The 15,304-nt window shown below is 60.1% G+C and carries 13 protein-coding genes; 6 read left to right on the top strand and 7 right to left on the bottom strand.

Translation table 11 applies throughout. From position 1 onward, the window contains the following. Positions 1-122 precede the first annotated feature (122 nt). From AC0IZJ_RS08565 to AC0IZJ_RS08555, 3 genes are all read right to left on the bottom strand, one after another. Positions 123-500 carry a BPSL0761 family protein gene (locus tag AC0IZJ_RS08565; RefSeq protein WP_471848611.1) on the bottom strand — a complete coding sequence of 126 codons (378 nt, stop codon included), beginning with the start codon at positions 498-500 and terminating at the stop codon, positions 123-125. 109 nt (positions 501-609) lie between these two features. Continuing rightward, a complete protein-coding gene (locus tag AC0IZJ_RS08560; RefSeq protein ID WP_471848609.1) occupies positions 610-1,308 on the bottom strand; it encodes a hypothetical protein in 699 nt (232 codons plus the stop codon). Between the two features lie 32 nt (positions 1,309-1,340). Then, complete coding sequence (locus tag AC0IZJ_RS08555; RefSeq protein WP_471848607.1) at positions 1,341-2,675, bottom strand: hypothetical protein; 1,335 nt, start codon at positions 2,673-2,675, stop codon at positions 1,341-1,343. A gap of 128 nt (positions 2,676-2,803) precedes the next feature. Between AC0IZJ_RS08555 and AC0IZJ_RS08550 the strand changes: the two genes are divergently transcribed. Beyond that, on the top strand, positions 2,804-3,025 hold the full coding sequence (locus tag AC0IZJ_RS08550; RefSeq protein WP_471848605.1) for a helix-turn-helix domain-containing protein: 222 nt from the start codon (positions 2,804-2,806) through the stop codon (positions 3,023-3,025). 64 nt (positions 3,026-3,089) lie between these two features. Here the strand turns inward: AC0IZJ_RS08550 and AC0IZJ_RS08545 are convergent, their stop codons facing one another. The 4 genes from AC0IZJ_RS08545 to AC0IZJ_RS08530 all read right to left on the bottom strand — a co-directional run bounded on the left by AC0IZJ_RS08545 (position 3,090) and on the right by AC0IZJ_RS08530 (position 5,804). Beyond that, positions 3,090-3,569: a hypothetical protein gene (locus AC0IZJ_RS08545; RefSeq protein WP_471848603.1), complete on the bottom strand. Its 480-nt coding sequence runs from the start codon at positions 3,567-3,569 to the stop codon at positions 3,090-3,092. Then, complete coding sequence (locus AC0IZJ_RS08540; protein WP_471848601.1) at positions 3,559-4,035, bottom strand: hypothetical protein; 477 nt, start codon at positions 4,033-4,035, stop codon at positions 3,559-3,561. The genes AC0IZJ_RS08545 and AC0IZJ_RS08540 overlap by 11 nt, the downstream gene beginning before the upstream one ends. A 181-nt stretch (positions 4,036-4,216) precedes the next feature. Continuing rightward, positions 4,217-5,524, bottom strand: coding sequence for an Arm DNA-binding domain-containing protein (locus AC0IZJ_RS08535; protein ID WP_471848599.1), 1,308 nt, complete (start codon positions 5,522-5,524; stop codon positions 4,217-4,219). Next, complete coding sequence (locus AC0IZJ_RS08530; protein WP_471848598.1) at positions 5,517-5,804, bottom strand: hypothetical protein; 288 nt, start codon at positions 5,802-5,804, stop codon at positions 5,517-5,519. Before AC0IZJ_RS08530 ends, AC0IZJ_RS08535 begins: the two co-directional genes overlap by 8 nt. A gap of 102 nt (positions 5,805-5,906) precedes the next feature. Between AC0IZJ_RS08530 and AC0IZJ_RS08525 the strand changes: the two genes are divergently transcribed. The 5 genes from AC0IZJ_RS08525 to AC0IZJ_RS08505 are packed head-to-tail and all read left to right on the top strand — an operon-like array spanning position 5,907 to position 15,302. Continuing rightward, positions 5,907-6,143 carry a helix-turn-helix domain-containing protein gene (locus AC0IZJ_RS08525; RefSeq protein ID WP_471848596.1) on the top strand — a complete coding sequence of 79 codons (237 nt, stop codon included), beginning with the start codon at positions 5,907-5,909 and terminating at the stop codon, positions 6,141-6,143. A gap of 36 nt (positions 6,144-6,179) precedes the next feature. Beyond that, the gene (locus AC0IZJ_RS08520; RefSeq protein WP_471848594.1) at positions 6,180-9,455 is read left to right on the top strand and encodes a helicase-related protein; all 3,276 of its coding nucleotides are present in this window, start codon (positions 6,180-6,182) and stop codon (positions 9,453-9,455) included. Then, complete coding sequence (locus tag AC0IZJ_RS08515; RefSeq protein ID WP_471848592.1) at positions 9,452-10,126, top strand: DUF4391 domain-containing protein; 675 nt, start codon at positions 9,452-9,454, stop codon at positions 10,124-10,126. Before AC0IZJ_RS08520 ends, AC0IZJ_RS08515 begins: the two co-directional genes overlap by 4 nt. A 33-nt stretch (positions 10,127-10,159) precedes the next feature. Beyond that, a complete protein-coding gene (locus AC0IZJ_RS08510) occupies positions 10,160-12,160 on the top strand; it encodes a site-specific DNA-methyltransferase (RefSeq protein WP_471848590.1) in 2,001 nt (666 codons plus the stop codon). Between the two features lie 10 nt (positions 12,161-12,170). Beyond that, positions 12,171-15,302 (top strand): type III restriction-modification system endonuclease, encoded by a 3,132-nt coding sequence (locus tag AC0IZJ_RS08505; RefSeq protein WP_471848588.1) that lies wholly within the window; start codon positions 12,171-12,173, stop codon positions 15,300-15,302. Positions 15,303-15,304: the final 2 nt, after the last annotated feature.

The following is a 15,304-nucleotide window of genomic DNA, read 5'->3' as shown; positions in this document are numbered from 1 at the left end:
CCAAGGGCTTCAATGGCACAGCATATCTAAGAGCAGGGCCGACTGCTTGGCCGCGGGACCGGATCGGAGCACCTGAAATCACGTAGTGGATCAACCTCCTGCGGCAGGCCATTCCCGAAGCTCTACGTGTCCCATTCAGCGAACATCTCGCTCAGAGGTACGGCCTGCAGGCGGCTTGCGCTATGCCAGCCGTCCCGAGCCGTGGGGTAGTGCCGCAGGACTGTCTGCAAAAGCAGGCGCGTCTCGACATCGACGATATCCCGCCACTTGAGCCGAGCCAAGAAGACGCCGGCATCGAAGATGGCTTCTGCGTGGCTCGGCGAGAGCGTTGCCCCTGGAGTCGTGCGACCGGCGAGGAGCTCCTGCTGATTCGGGAAACATCCTGCCAGCCGATGCGCTTCCTGCCGACCGATGTCTGGCGTCCGCGGATCGCTTGCGATGCGGCGCAGCAGTTCTTCAGCGAAATGAAACGACCGCAATCGTTCAGTAGGCATGGTCATCGGGACCCCCTCTGATCATTAACCGCTGTTCTCCGAGCGCGGGCAAGCTGTGCTGGAGCGCGCCGGCTCGGCCCGGCCGGGTAACAGGTCCCGCCAGCCTCGGGCCGCCTCACATGGTGCGCAGCTCGAAGTCAGCGAACTCGCTGTTGCGAATCCGGTTCTCGACGTGGCGCGCATTCGCCGGCCCGAAGAGCAGCAGGGACTGGCGGTACAACATCTCGCCCAGCGACACGCTCGACTGAAAGGCATGGAGAAGCAAACTCACGACACGGCCTTGAGGGGACCACTCGATGAACGCCAGGTCGCTCGCGAACCATTCGGCCGTCCGCTGTCCATGCACCACCGGCTGATTGAACAGCCCGTTGAGCTTGCCCGCGAACTCCGGCTTGTAGACCTTCACGGTGTTGCCGCGGCCCTTGCACACGGCAGCGTATACCGCCGCCACAGGGTCAGCATCGGCGTCCGGCACGTAGCTGCGCATCAGCGAACTGGAGGTTTCGAGAGGCTTGTCGGTGTCCATCCGCCTGGAGAAGGCCAGCATTTCCACCGTCATGCTGTTGAAGCGGTAGCCCGCCTGCGCCAGAGCCGGCACCAGGGCTTCCTTCTTTCCGTCGTCGAGCATCACGTAGAACGCGTCGATCAGCGCCTTGTCGGGGATCGCCTCATAGCGCTTCTTGCGGTTCTCCGCCGCCTTCTCAGCGATCCAGTCGAGGAACGCGTATGCCGGGCTGGCCGACAGCAGGGCTGCGGGCACCGCCGCCAGTTTCAACAAGCGTCGGCGTTGCGCGATGAGCTGGGTCTGTTTCATAGGGGTAGCCTCCTCATGGTCCGGTTGTTGGTTCAGCGGTCAAAAAACATGACGACGGCTTGGCCCCCGTCGTTTGCAGCGACGACAAGCCTGCCGTCGGGCATTCGCAGCAGGCCCGCACAGGTGGCGTCGTTGGTGCCGGCGATCAGTCGCCGACCCTGGTAGCCGACGGAGGTGTCAGGTTTTCCGTTGGCGGTGATGTCCACGAGGGACACCGACTGGCCCAGCAACAGGCTCTTCAGCACATGACCGCAGCCGATGTAGCCGCCGCGTCCGTTGGGCATCCACCGGGCCGTGGCGTCGGAACTGCTGTAGCCCCAGTCCCAGGTCATGGAGCCTCCCGTACCGAACTCCGTTCTGAGCTGGCCGGTTTGGGGGTCGATAGCCGCGACGGTGCTGTCGTTGGAGTTGAAGTCCGAGCTCGCCACCGAGGAGCCGCTCGCCACGCTTGCAATCACCCGGTCACCGTCGATCAGCAGGGAGTCCGTGTTCCCGGTGCCAAGGCTCAAGCTGGGATAGCGCTGCACGCCGCCAGTCCCGAACGCCGTCACTGGCAGGCCGATGCTGTTCAGCTTCAAGATGGCCGGCTGGTAAGCCACCGCGACACCAGTAGCTCCGGAAATCAAGATGTCGCCACTGCGTGTGACGGCCAACAACGCCACCGAAAAGCCATCCGCGTTGGGGTTGGTCGCCAGGCCATTCGTGCCGAACTGACTATCCCAGGCACCATTGCTCGTGAGTCGGCGCAAGAGCACCTGGCCAGGGATGGCCGCTGCGACCAACACGCCGTCGCGGCCATCGCGCTCCAGCGCGATGTGCGTCACCGTGACCAGTCCCGGGGTCGGGATGCCAACCACTCCCTGATCACCAAAGCTAGCGTCCACCGCGCACGTCGCTTCATCGAAGCGCGCCACGTACATGGTGCCGGGCCCGATGAAGGCCGCGTAGAAGCGCCCCCCTTGCACCGTGGTCAAGGACACCGGGCCCTGGCGCCGCTCGAAGCGGGTATAGATCTCCGACAGAAAGCGTTGCCCGTCGGCGCCACACGCGTTGGCGCCACCAATCTTGCGAAGGAAGGGCCGACCATACAGGCCGCTCTCCGCCCCCAGCGCCCAGACGCCGCCGTCGCTGGATTGGGTGATGCCTGCCAGGCCGATGCGATCCAAACCGCCCCCTTGCCAGCGCACGGTGCTGCTCGGCGTGACCGAGGTTTCGCGGGGGTCTGTCGGCGTCGCCGGAGTGGCCGTGCTCGTCGCCCCCTGCTCCGCTCCTCCACCGCCACAAGCCGACAGGCCCAAGAGGGCGGCAAGGCCGAAGCAGGCCAAAGCGAGCCGATAGTGGCTGCGCTTGCGCGAGTTCTTCAACATGAATCTTCCCTAGACCGCACTGCGCGGCGCCGAATCCAGGCGCCAGATGTGCGAATTAGTGTGTGTACGAATGAGTGTACGGACGGGACAGTCCCGCCGTGCGAGCGAGCGTTCAGTTCAAGTTTGGGATGCGAGTCCGTCAGCTCAGGCTGGCGGCCGGCCTGACGCAGGAGGACCTTGCCCACCGCTGCGGCCTGTTCCGCACCTACATGAGCCGAATCGAGACCGGCCGCGCCAATCCGACGTTGACGATGGTGGATGCATTGGCCACCAGCCTGAAGGTGCCGATCGCCTCGCTGTTCGAGGCAGACATGTCGCCACCGAACAAGCCCAAGCCTGACTCAGCCTAGCGGCGGCGTTCATCTCTTGCCCCGCCTCACTGCGCGTCCAGTGACGAATGGCCGCCCAGCACGTTCATGCGAACAGCTCCCCGTTCGGATCGGCGAGAAATCCCCCGAGGATCTCGGCGTACTGCTCGGCGCGGATGCGTCCCATGCGATAGAGCAGGCTGACGCTCATGGTCGCCAGGTCCCAGCGGTCGATGCGGAGCACCTTGGCGGTCACGGGCCGCATGACGTGCGAGCCGGTGAAGCTCGTCACCGAGATCTGCGTCGCAGCCGTGGCGAGCAGGCACCAGTCGGCCAGGTCGACTTGGTCGGCGATCGTCAATTCAAGATCAACGGCTTCGATGTACAGGTGCCGCTGTGCGCCACCTCCGATGCGCAAACCCAGATCGGCTAGGTGGTCCTCCAGGTTGCGCTGCATCTGGACCTGGTCGCGCTCGGGAAAGCCGGGCGGCAGACGCAGGCCCAGCCAGAAGCCCTGTGCTTGTTGGGTCTGGCATGCGTCAGTGTGGTCGGTGGACGGGTGCGTGCGGCGCTGGTTAGCGGGCATGCTGGGCCTCCTGTTGGGTGGCATGGGCATCGGTCTCCTGTGAGAGGTCTTCATCGGGGCCATGCTGGTCATCAGCCCAGACCGGCGGTACGTGGTCGGCCGCGCGGCTCGGCGCGCAGGCCACGACGAGGGAGCGGGTCTGCGGCAGGCGCCGGTGGACGTGGACGAAATGCACCTCAGGCCGCGAGCACAGCCAGCCAATCACGGCGCCGCGGTCTTCAGCGGTGATGGTTGCGTTTGTCGGCGCGATGCACGTCGTGCCGGACGAGAAGTGCGCCTGCAGGCCACACTCGGCGGCGAAGGCCGTCAAGGCCACGCGGAAGCGCTGGCGATCGGCGTCGCAGATGGCGCTCGTCATGATGCTGAGCGTCCAGGTGCCCGAGTCGGCCAGCATTTGCGCGAAGGTGGGAGGGGATTTGGGGAGCAGCGCATGGCCGGCGCTGATCACATGGGATTTGTGTTGCATGACCGTTCTCCTTGATGCGGGGTGAAAGCGGGAGGTCGTAGGGAAGCAAGCGCATCGGGGCAAGGCCAGCCGCGCCTGCGTTGGGGCAGCGCTCCGCCGGCCCGGGCGCTTCATGAAGTCAGACCGGGTGGAGCACGGAGGGATCAAGCCGTGGGCCTGGCGCCCGTTGGGGCTCAGGGCCTCAGGCCGCTTGGCGCTGCGTCACGGGCGGCGGCTGGGCTTTGGCGCCGTCGTCGTTGGCGGAGTCGCCGCGTGCGGGCGAGGAAGCATTGCCCGTCGCGAAGCGGCTGGCGAGTAGTCGGTCCATCGCTGAGCCGTCTTGACGCGTCAGGTTGGGCACGTAGCGGCTGTAGACCTGGAACAGCATCTGCGTGTTGGCGTGGCCCAGCTGACGGGCAATCCACTCAGGCGCTTCACCAGATGCGAGCCATAGCGTCGCGGCTGTGTGGCGCATCTGGTAAGGCCGCCGGCGCTCCAGGCCCAGGTGCCGCAGCAGCGGGTAGTACACCCGGTCGCTGAAGTTCTTGTTGTCGATGGGCAGCCCCTCACGATTACAGAAGACGTAGTCACGCTTGCCGGTGCTTTCCTGCTGGCGTTTTAGGGCTTCGTAGACGGGCTGCGACATCTGGATGTCGCGCTGCGAGCTGTCGGTTTTGGTGTACTCGTCCTCGCCAAGCACGAAGGTCTCGCGGATCAGGATGATCCGCCGGTCGAAGTCGACGTACTTCCATTTGAGGCCATGAGCCTCCCCTGTGCGCATGCCGGTTAAGAAGCGCACGAGGAAGTAGTCCCGCCAGTCAGCACGGACCACCGCCAGCATGCGTTGCACTTCGTCCAGCGTGAACGGCTGAACGTCGGACTTGCGGATCTTGAGCGCCTTGACGTTGGCGCAGGGCGAGATGAACTCGTAGCGGTCCGCCGCCTCGGCCATGATCTGGCGCAGCACGCCGAGGATATTGTTGATGCGCTTGTTGCTGAGCTTGGCGCCGGTGCGCCCGGGTTTGTCGGCTAGCTTGGCGCGGAAGGTGAGCACATCGGCCTTGGTGATGCTGGCCACGGGCCGGTTGCCGAACTCTGGAAGCAGATGGCCGTCCAGAGTAGAGTCGAGCACCCGAATGTGGGAGCGGCGCCATTCGACTTGGTGCTCTGACAGCCAAATAGCGGTGAAGTCCTCGAATGACGGGGTGCGGCTGGCAGCTGCGGGTGCTGGCGTTGCGTCAGCGCAAACCGACAGCACAGCAAGACCAGGCACCGCCGCGGGGGTGGGATTAGGCTCCAGAGCGGAGATGTTTCTGCTGCTTGGGAACGTTCCTTCGTAGTCAAATTTGCCGGCTGCGATGTCGGCCTCGATCTTGGCCAACGCCTTTTCGAGCCGCTTTCGATTGGCTGGCGTGTCCGCCAGCGTCGTCTGTTCCCGGCAGCGATGGCCCCGGTAGCGGAAGTCGAAGAACAGCTGGCCCGTCTCTGATCGGGCGCGGATGCTACCCATGCATCACCCCGCCGTTGGCCATCGGGATCGCGATGCGATCAACGCCTGCCGCGACGTGCATATCGCGCTCGATCGCCTCCCAGACGAAAAGGATCTTTCGGCCTCCGAACGGGCGGACGTAGTGCGTGCCTTCAAGCAGCACGCTGTCCTTCAGCCTTTCGCGGATGGTTCGTACGTCGTACTTGATGCGGGCCGACAACTCGTCGGTTGTGAGGTAGGTAGTTTCAGACACCTTGCGCTCCTTGCTAAGCCTGTGACAATGACAGCGACAAATTTCCATTCCACTGGGTCTTTTGTCGTCCTGAATGACATTCTTCCCCTCAGAAAGTCGACTGTCAAGGCTTTTTGTCGTTCTGGATGACTTTTATTTATTGGGAACGACATGATCAAGTGCCACCTGTCCCGACTGATGGGGGAGCGCAAGCTGAAGATCGCGGACGTCGCCCGCGAGACCGGGCTGCACCGCAACACGATCACCTTGCTCTATGACGAGACAGCATCTCGCGTCGACCTTGACGCCATCGACCGGCTGTGCCGGCTGTTCGGGATCGGCGTCGGCGAACTGTTCGAGCTCCAAGACGCGGAACGCGTCCCCCACCCCGGTAACGCGAGCCCGTAGTTCGATAGACCAAATCTTGTAGACCTAGGGGGCCTGATGGAACTGATCGACAACATCACCCGATTGCTGGGTGACGACCTCAAGGCGACGCTGAAGCCCAAGGCACGGCTCAAGATCGCCGCGTCGTGCTTCTCGATGTACGCGTTCGAGGCCTTGAAGGCCGAGCTGGAGAAGATCGACGAACTCAGCTTCATCTTCACCTCGCCCACCTTCACGGCAAGCGAGGTCACCGACAAGATTCGCAAAGAGCGCAAGGAATTCCACATCCCCAAGCTCGACCGCGAACGTAGCCTGTACGGCAGCGAATTCGAGATTCAGCTGCGCAACAAGCTCACCCAGCGCGCCATCGCCAAAGAATGTGCCGACTGGATGCGCCGCAAGGCCCGGTTCAAGAGCAACCGCACCAAGGCACCCATGCAGCCCTTCGCGTGCGTGCAGGCTAACGGCACGGACACCGCCTACATGCCGCTCCACGGCTTCACGGCGGTAGACCTGGGCTACCAGCAAGGCAACGCGGTGTCCAACCTCGTCAACAAGATGGACGAGCCGGCCTTTGCCGCCACCTACCTCAGCCTGTTCGACCAGATCTGGAACGACCCCGACAAGCTGGAGGACGTGACCGCGCAGATTTGCGAACACATCTCCTCGGCCTACCAAGAGAACTCGCCGGAGAGCATCTACTTCTTGATGCTCTACAACATCTTCAACGAGTTCCTGGACGAGATCGACGAAGACGTACTCCCCAACGACCGCACCGGCTACCAGGACACACTGATCTGGAAGAAGCTCTTCAACTACCAGCGAGATGCAGCCACCGGCATCATCAACAAGCTGGAAACCTACAGCGGTTGCATCCTGGCCGACAGCGTGGGCCTGGGAAAGACCTTCACCGCGCTTGCCGTGGTCAAGTACTACGAGCTGCGGAACAAGTCGGTCCTGGTGCTGTGCCCCAAGAAGCTGGCTGACAACTGGCTCAACTACAACCGCAACCTCAAGACCAATATTTTCGCCAAGGACCGTTTCAACTACGACGTCCTTTGCCACACCGACCTCAGCCGCACCAGCGGCGAATCCTTCGGCACGCCGCTGAACCGGATCAACTGGGGCAACTATGACCTCGTGGTCATCGACGAGTCCCACAACTTCCGCAACAACGACGCCTTCAAGGACAAGGAGACGCGCTACCAGAAGCTGATGAACAAGGTCATCAAGGAAGGCGTGAAGACCAAGGTACTGATGCTCTCAGCCACTCCGGTCAACAACCGCTTTGCCGACCTACGCAATCAGCTGGCGCTGGCCTATGAGGGCGACTCCGAAATCCTCAGCAAGAAGCTCAAGACGGGCAAGAGCGTCGAGGAAATCTTCCGTGGCGCGCAGACCGCATTCAACAACTGGGCCAAGCTTCCCCCAGAAGAACGCACCGCGCGCGCCATCCTTGACTCCCTGGACTTCGACTTCTTCGAGCTGCTGGACAGCGTGACCATCGCGCGCTCGCGCAAGCACATCCAGACCTTTTACGACACGAAAGACATCGGTCAATTCCCTGAGCGCCGCAAACCGCTTACGTATCACTGCCCGCTGACCACGCGCGGTGACGTGATGGGCTTCAATGACATCTTTGCCCAACTATCGCAGCTGAAGCTAGCGGTGTACGCACCGATCAGCTACATCCTCCCTAGCCGTCTCAAGAAGTACGAAGACGTCTACGACACCAAGGTCGCCAACAAGCAGACTTTCAAACAAGCTGACCGGGAGTCAGGCCTTCAAGCCCTGATGACCGTGAACCTGCTGAAGCGATTGGAGAGTTCGGTCGAGTCGTTCCGACTGACTCTGAACGCCTTGCGTCGCAATCACCAGGGCACCTTGACGAAGATCGCCGCCTTCAACCAGTCGGGCATGTCAGCCAGCGTTGGTGACCTGACCGAAATTCTGGCGAGCCTCGAAGGCGAAGACGACGAACTGCCGATCCTCGATGACGAGACCAGCGAGATCGGCGGCAAGGTCAAGATCAGCCTAGGCGACATGGACCTGCCCTCGTGGGAGCACGACCTGAAGGGTGACCTTGAACTGATCGACACCCTGCTGGCGTCGATGAACAAGATCACGCCTGTGGACGACGCCAAGCTCCAACACCTCAAGGCGCACCTACTGGAGAAGATCGCCAACCCGATCAACCCAGGCAACAAGAAGGTGCTGATCTTCACCGCCTTTGCGGACACCGCCGACTACCTCTACGCCAACCTCGCTCCCGTGCTGCAAGAAGCCCATGGCTTGCACACCGCCAAGGTGACTGGCAAGGGCGCTCCAAAGTCCACGCTGAAAAAGGGCTACGACTTCCAGGAGCTGCTGACACTGTTTTCGCCGCGCTCCAAGGAAAAAGCCGTGGTGCTGCCGAGCGAGCCCGCCGAGTTGGACTTGCTCATCGGCACGGACTGCATATCAGAAGGTCAAAACCTTCAGGACTGCGACTACGTCATCAACTACGACATCCACTGGAACCCCGTCCGCATCATCCAGCGATTTGGCCGGGTGGACCGTATCGGCTCGCCCAACAGCAGCATCCAGCTTGTCAACTACTGGCCTGACATCAGTCTGGACGAGTACATCAACCTCAAGGACCGGGTGGAGAGCCGCATGATGATTGCGGACGTGACGGCAACGGGCGATGACAACGTGCTGTCCGCCCAGGCCAACGACGTGTCGTACCGCAAGGAGCAGCTGCGCCGCCTGCAAGAGGAAGTCATCGAGCTGGAAGACTTGAAGACCGGCGTGTCCATAACCGATCTCGGCCTCAACGACTTCCGCATGGACTTGCTCAACTACGTCAAGGAACATGGCGAGCTGAGCAACGCGCCCAGAGGGATGCACGCCGTGGTGCCCGCCAAGCCTGCCATGGGCTTACACCCTGGCGTCATCTTCACGTTGCGCAACCTCAATGCACGCGTGAACGTCAACCAGCACAACCGGCTGCACCCGTACTACCTCGTCTATATCGACCGGGCTGGCCATGTGGTGCACGACTACACCGAGGTCAAGCACCTGCTGGACTTAGCCCGCACCTGCTGCAAGGGCCAAGACAAACCGATCCCGCTCGCGACCCAGCTCTTCAACGAAGAGACGGCCGAAGGCCGACAGATGCAGGTGTACTCCGACCTGCTGGGCAAGGCCATTCGTTCGATGATCGATGTGAAGGAAGGGAAAGACCTGGACAGCCTTTTCACCGGCGGCAAGACCACGGCGCTGACCAACACCATCTCCGGCCTGGACGACTTCGAACTCATCACCTTCCTGGTGATCCAGGAGGCTGGATGAGCGCCTTATTCGCCTACCCAAAGCAAGCGGAGTTCGGCCGCGTACTGCCCAAGAACAAGATATACGAGCACAGCGGCGCAAATACCCGCTTGAAGGACTTGTTCGTGGAGCAGGTGGAGCAGATCGTCTGGCGCTACAAGCTGGCACCAGAGACGATCAACTTGGCCGCCAAGCCCGGCGTGCCGGAGATTCAAGTCTTCGCAATTCAACTGAAGACGCCCGAGCTGCACCGCGACGTGCTGCGGTGCATCGACGTCGCAGTGCAGTTCCCTATCATCTTTGAACTGACTCAAGGCCAAGGAGCGGGGGCCAATACACAAGTAGTCGCTGCGTACAAGCGGCCCAGCGAAGCCGAGGCGTCAAGCTGGGTTTGCTCCGAGTACTTCGAGTCAGGATGGATGCCCTCTACCGCCGAGCGTGCGCTGCTGCCGCTCGCCCTCGACCTTGCTGGACTCTATGAGCAGTTGCTGCACCGACTGGTGCCGATAGACCCGAGAACTCAAGAGCCTTTGCGCGACTTGATTGCGCGGACAGAAGCAGCGATGACAAAGGCCAAAGAGGTGGCAAAGACCGAGGCCAGTCTTGCCAAAGAAAAGCAATTCAATCGCAAGGTGGAGATCAATTCCATCCTGCGCCAACTTAGAGCTGAACTTGAACAGCTGAGCCGCTGAAGCAGCGTGAACACAGCGACCGGAGGAAAGAATATGGAAAAACTAAAGATGCGCTCGCCAAATCTGACTCAAGACAACATCAGCCGCTTGCGCCAAATGTTTCCCGGCTGCGTGACGGAGGCTAAGAGCGAAGCAGGGCATGTCCGACTTGCGGTGGATTTCGACCAACTCCGGCAAGAACTTTCGGAGTCGATTGTTGAAGGACCACAAGAGCGGTATCACCTCAATTGGCCAGGCAAGCGTGAGGCGCTGCTGGCGTCCAACGCGCCTATTGCTAAGACACTGCGACCCTACCGAAATGAGAGCGTGGACTTCGATGGCACGAAAAACCTATTCATTGAGGGCGACAACCTCGATGCTTTAAAGCTGCTGCAAGAGACGTATCTCGGCAAGGTCAAGCTGATTTACATGGATCCGCCGTATAACCGCAAGAAGGGGAACAACCTAGTCTACCGGGATGACTTCATTGGGAATACGTTCGAATATCTGACTCAAAGTAATCAGACAGACGAGCAAGGCAACAGACTTGTCGCCAACACCGAGTCCAATGGTCGCTTCCACTCCGACTGGCTGGGGATGATGTATCAACGCCTTCGCGTAGCGCGAAATCTACTGGCCCCGGCTGGAGTCATTGCGATCTCTATTGACGACGCAGAATCCGCCAATGTATTGCATCTGTGCTACGAGGTCTTTGGCGAAGCTAACTATCTCGGCACACTGATCTGGAAAAACGCCACTGACAACAACCCGAGCAATATCGCTGTCGAACACGAAAGTATTCACGTCTTCGCAAGAAGCAAGACAGACTTAGAGGGGGTCTGGAAGAGTTCGGTCTCAGACGTCAAGGAAGTTCTCGTCAAGGTTGGCAATGAACTCATTGCCAAGCATCCAGATGATGCCGAGCAACTGCAGGCGGCGTATTCCGAATGGTTTCGTGAAAATAAAGATCAGCTTGGCCCCTTGGCGGATTACAAGTTCATCGACGGGCAAGGCGTTTATGCCGGCAGCCGCAGCGTCCACAACCCTGGCAAGGAAGGGTATCGGTATGACGTGATGCACCCGACAACCATGAAGCCATGCAAACAGCCGCTCATGGGTTATCGGTTTCCCGAGAAAACCATGAAGCGCCTGCTCAATGAGCAGAAGATTTTGTTTGGGGATGATGAAAGCAAGCTAATTGAATTAAAGGTGTACGCCTTCGAGTTCGAGGACAAGATGTCAAGCGTTTTCGATCTTGACGGGAGATCTGGTGCATACGACCTGAAGACCCTTTTCCCGGAAGGAAAGAAGGTCTTCTCGAATCCCAAGCCGGTTCTTTTGATGGAGCGTCTTGTATCGTTTATGACGCAGCCGAAAGATATCTGCCTAGATCTTTTTGCAGGCTCTTCCACTTTGGCTCATGCAACGATGGAAATCAGCCGACGCGACGGCAGCCATCGCCGGTTCATTGGCGTGCAATTTCCTGAGGAAATCGGGCAGGATAGCAAGGATGCAAAAGAAGCATTTCAGTTTTGCATACAGGTCGGACTGAAGCCTCTCATTTCGGAGATATCGAAGGAACGCATCCGGCGGGCAGGTGCGTCAATTCTCAACAAAGAAGGTGCGCATACCTGGAATCGTGACGTTGGTTTTCGTGTCCTCAAGATTGACACGTCGAACATGGCCGACATTCACTACGCCCCCGACGCGCTTGAAAAGACGAACCTAGACCTGTTCGTAGACAACATCAAGCCCGACCGAACTCCTGAAGACCTGCTGTTTCAAGTGATGCTCGATTGGGGCGTTGACCTGGCGCTGCCCATCGCCAAGCAGACCATTCAAGGCAAGGACGTGTTCCTGGTGGACGGCAACGCACTGGCTGCCTGCTTTGATGGTCACGGCGGCGTCGATGAGGACTTCGTGAAAGAGCTGGCAAAGGTGCAGCCGCTCCGCGTCGTGTTCCGCGACGCGGGCTTCAAAGACAGCTCGGTCAAGATCAACGTGGAGCAAATCTTCAAGCTGCTGTCGCCTGCCACCGAAGTGAAGTGCATTTGAAGGGCTGGCGATGAAACTCAAGTTCAAGACCCAGGCCTACCAGTCTGCTGCGGTGCATGCCGTGGTCGACTGCTTCAAAAGCCAGCCGCCCGCGTCAGCGGAGGCCATCAGCTATCGCATCGACCCTGGCCAAAGCAAGAAGGGCACGGAGGACTTGTTTTCCGACTCCGGCTTTAAGAATGCAGATCTGGCGCTGACCGAACTGCAGCTGCTGGAAAACATCCAGCAAGTGCAACGCGGCCAGAACCTGCCTATGTCGGGCACGTTGGAGGACTTCTTCACACTCAATGGCAATCGTGAGCGCGTGCCTGCAACGAAGCAGTACAAGGACATCGCGAAGGCCATCTCCAAGGTCCATCTCGATATCGAGATGGAAACGGGCACCGGCAAGACCTACTGCTACATCAAGACGATCTTCGAGCTGAACCGCCGTTTTGGCTGGAGCAAGTTCATCATCGTGGTGCCCAGCATCGCCATCCGTGAGGGCGTGGCCAAGTCGCTGGAGATCACTGCCGAGCACTTCCTGGAGACCTACCAGAGGAAGGCTCGCTCCTTCATCTACAACTCCAAGCAGCTGCACCACCTGGAGAGCTTTTCGTCGGACGCGGGCATCAACGTCATGGTCATCAACGTGCAGGCCTTTGCCGCGCGTGGCGCCGACAACCGCCGCATCTACGAGGTGTTGGACGACTTCCAGTCTCGCCGTCCGATTGATGTCATCAGCGCGAACCGGCCCATCCTGATCTTGGACGAGCCGCAGAAAATGGAAGGCGCGCAGACCTTGAAGTCCCTGGAGGAGTTCAAGGCCTTGATGGTGCTGCGCTACTCGGCCACGCACAGGACGACGCACAACAAGATTCACCGCCTGGATGCGCTAGACGCCTACAACCAGAAGCTAGTGAAAAAGATTGCCGTGCGCGGCATCGCGGTGAAGGGCCTGGCCGGCGCCGCCGGCTACCTGTACCTGCAATCCATCGAGATTTCGAGTAAGAAGCCGCCCGAGGCCCGCGTCGAGTTCGAGCAAAAGCTGGCAGGCGGCAACATCAAGCGCGTGGTCAGGAAGCTGTCCAAGGGCGACAACCTCTTTTCAGACGGCTTTTCGAACGGGCTGGATCAGTACCGCGACGGCTTCGTGGTGTCGGATATCAATGCCAACACCGACACCCTGAGCTTCACGAACGGGCTGCAGTTGACGGTGGGAGATGCCACTGGCGACGTGACCGAGGCTGCGCTGCGCCGCATCCAGATTCGCGAGGCGATCAAGGCACACTTCGACAAGGAGCAAGGCCTGTTCCAGCAGGGCGTAAAGGTGCTGACGCTGTACTTCATCGACGAGGTGGCCAAGTACCGCGACTACTCGCAGCCTGACGAGAAAGGCGAGTACGCGCACATCTTCGAAGAGGAATACAACCTGTACCTCAACGAGATGCTGGACCTGGACGAGACGCCTTACGTCAAGTACCTCAAAGGTATCCCCGCCGAGAAGACGCACAGCGGCTACTTCTCCATCGACAAGAAGACCAAGCGCGACGTTGATCCGAGCGTTGCAAAGACGGGCGAGAACAAGGGGCTGTCTGACGACGTCGATGCCTACGACCTGATCCTGAAAAAGAAGGAGCAGTTGCTCAGCCTTGAGGAGCCTGTTCGTTTCATCTTCTCGCACTCGGCACTGCGCGAAGGATGGGACAACCCGAATGTCTTCGTAATCTGCTTCCTGAAGCATCCCGACTACAACAACGAGGTCACTCGCCGCCAAGAGGTCGGCCGCGGACTGCGCCTATCAGTGAACAAGCTCGGCGACCGCATGGACCACCCGTCCATCGTCCACGACGTGAACGTGCTCACCGTGGTAGCCAGCGAGAGCTACAAGGACTTCGTCGCGGCGCTGCAGAAGGACATCAGCGAATCGCTGTCTGCCCGCCCGAAAGTGGCCGACAAGGCCTACTTCGCTGGCAAGATCGTGACCACCTCGGCCGGCCCGATCACGGTCACCGACGACCAGGCGATTGACATTGAGTTCTACTTGATCCAGAACGGTTACGTTGACAAGAAGCGCAACGTCACTGAGAAGTACCATCAGGACAAGAAGAACGGAACCCTGACGGCTTTGCCCGACGAGCTAATCCCACTCGGCGAGCAAGTCTTCAAACTTGTAGATGGTGTCTTTAGCGAGGCGCAGCTCCCCGAGATCGGCGACGACAGGCGCCCCAAGAAGAATCCGCTCAACGCCAACTTCGACAAGCAGGAGTTCAAGGCCCTCTGGAACCGCATCAACCGCAAGGCGGCGTACAGCGTCAGCTTTGAAGAGACTGAGCTGGTCCAGAAAGCCATGACCGTGCTGAACGACAAGGACGCGGGCCTTCGCGTCACGCCGTTGCAGTACACGATCCAGCACGGCGAGCAGGCCGAGGTTGCAACCTACGACGGGATGAAGTCGGGCGAAGCGTTCAAGCTCAAGGCCACGGAAACCGAGGTCAACCTGCTGTCAGTGCACTCGGCCGTCAAGTACGACCTGATCGGCAAGCTGGCCGAAGGCACGCAGCTCACCCGCCGCACGATTGCTGAAATCCTGAAGGGCATGAACGTCGCGGTCTTCGCCCAGTTCAAGACCAACCCCGAGAGCTTCATCGCTGAGGCCGTCCGCTTGATAAACGAGCAGAAGGCCACGGTCATCATTGAGCACTTGGCCTATGACTCGGTTGAGGACAAATTCGACCTCGACATCTTCACGGCGGGCCTGACCAAGCAGGACTTCAGCAAGTCTGGGGACAAGCTGCAACGCCACATCTACGACTACGTGCTGACAGACTCCAACGTCGAACGCGATTTCGTGAAAGAGCTGGACACCAGCAGCGAGGTCGTGGTCTACGCAAAGCTCCCGCGCGGCTTTCTGATCCCCACGCCGGTGGGTGACTACAACCCCGACTGGGCCATTTCATTTAAGGAAGGCGCGGTGAAACACGTCTACTTCGTGGCCGAGACCAAGGGCTCGATGTCCAGCATGGAGCTGCGCGAGATCGAAAGAACCAAGATCAAGTGCGCCCGTAAGTTTTTCGACGACATCAACCAGCGATTCGCCCCCGAGGCCGTCAAGTACGACGTGGTGGATAGCTTTGGCAAGCTGATGGAGTTGGTGAAATAAGC

The sequence above is a fragment of the Roseateles sp. AC306 genome (genome assembly GCF_979253795.1).
This window is presented reverse-complemented; position numbering and strand designations above follow the sequence as displayed.

Coding starts and splice junctions, on each gene's coding strand:
- AC0IZJ_RS08510 (WP_471848590.1), top strand. CDS start 10,160: ATGGAAAAACTAAAGATGCGCTCGCCAAATCTGACTCAAGACAACATC.
- AC0IZJ_RS08535 (WP_471848599.1), bottom strand. CDS start 5,524: ATGGGTAGCATCCGCGCCCGATCAGAGACGGGCCAGCTGTTCTTCGAC.
- AC0IZJ_RS08525 (WP_471848596.1), top strand. CDS start 5,907: ATGATCAAGTGCCACCTGTCCCGACTGATGGGGGAGCGCAAGCTGAAG.
- AC0IZJ_RS08540 (WP_471848601.1), bottom strand. CDS start 4,035: ATGCAACACAAATCCCATGTGATCAGCGCCGGCCATGCGCTGCTCCCC.
- AC0IZJ_RS08565 (WP_471848611.1), bottom strand. CDS start 500: ATGACCATGCCTACTGAACGATTGCGGTCGTTTCATTTCGCTGAAGAA.
- AC0IZJ_RS08530 (WP_471848598.1), bottom strand. CDS start 5,804: ATGGAAATTTGTCGCTGTCATTGTCACAGGCTTAGCAAGGAGCGCAAG.
- AC0IZJ_RS08505 (WP_471848588.1), top strand. CDS start 12,171: ATGAAACTCAAGTTCAAGACCCAGGCCTACCAGTCTGCTGCGGTGCAT.
- AC0IZJ_RS08515 (WP_471848592.1), top strand. CDS start 9,452: ATGAGCGCCTTATTCGCCTACCCAAAGCAAGCGGAGTTCGGCCGCGTA.
- AC0IZJ_RS08520 (WP_471848594.1), top strand. CDS start 6,180: ATGGAACTGATCGACAACATCACCCGATTGCTGGGTGACGACCTCAAG.
- AC0IZJ_RS08555 (WP_471848607.1), bottom strand. CDS start 2,675: ATGTTGAAGAACTCGCGCAAGCGCAGCCACTATCGGCTCGCTTTGGCC.
- AC0IZJ_RS08560 (WP_471848609.1), bottom strand. CDS start 1,308: ATGAAACAGACCCAGCTCATCGCGCAACGCCGACGCTTGTTGAAACTG.
- AC0IZJ_RS08550 (WP_471848605.1), top strand. CDS start 2,804: ATGCGAGTCCGTCAGCTCAGGCTGGCGGCCGGCCTGACGCAGGAGGAC.
- AC0IZJ_RS08545 (WP_471848603.1), bottom strand. CDS start 3,569: ATGCCCGCTAACCAGCGCCGCACGCACCCGTCCACCGACCACACTGAC.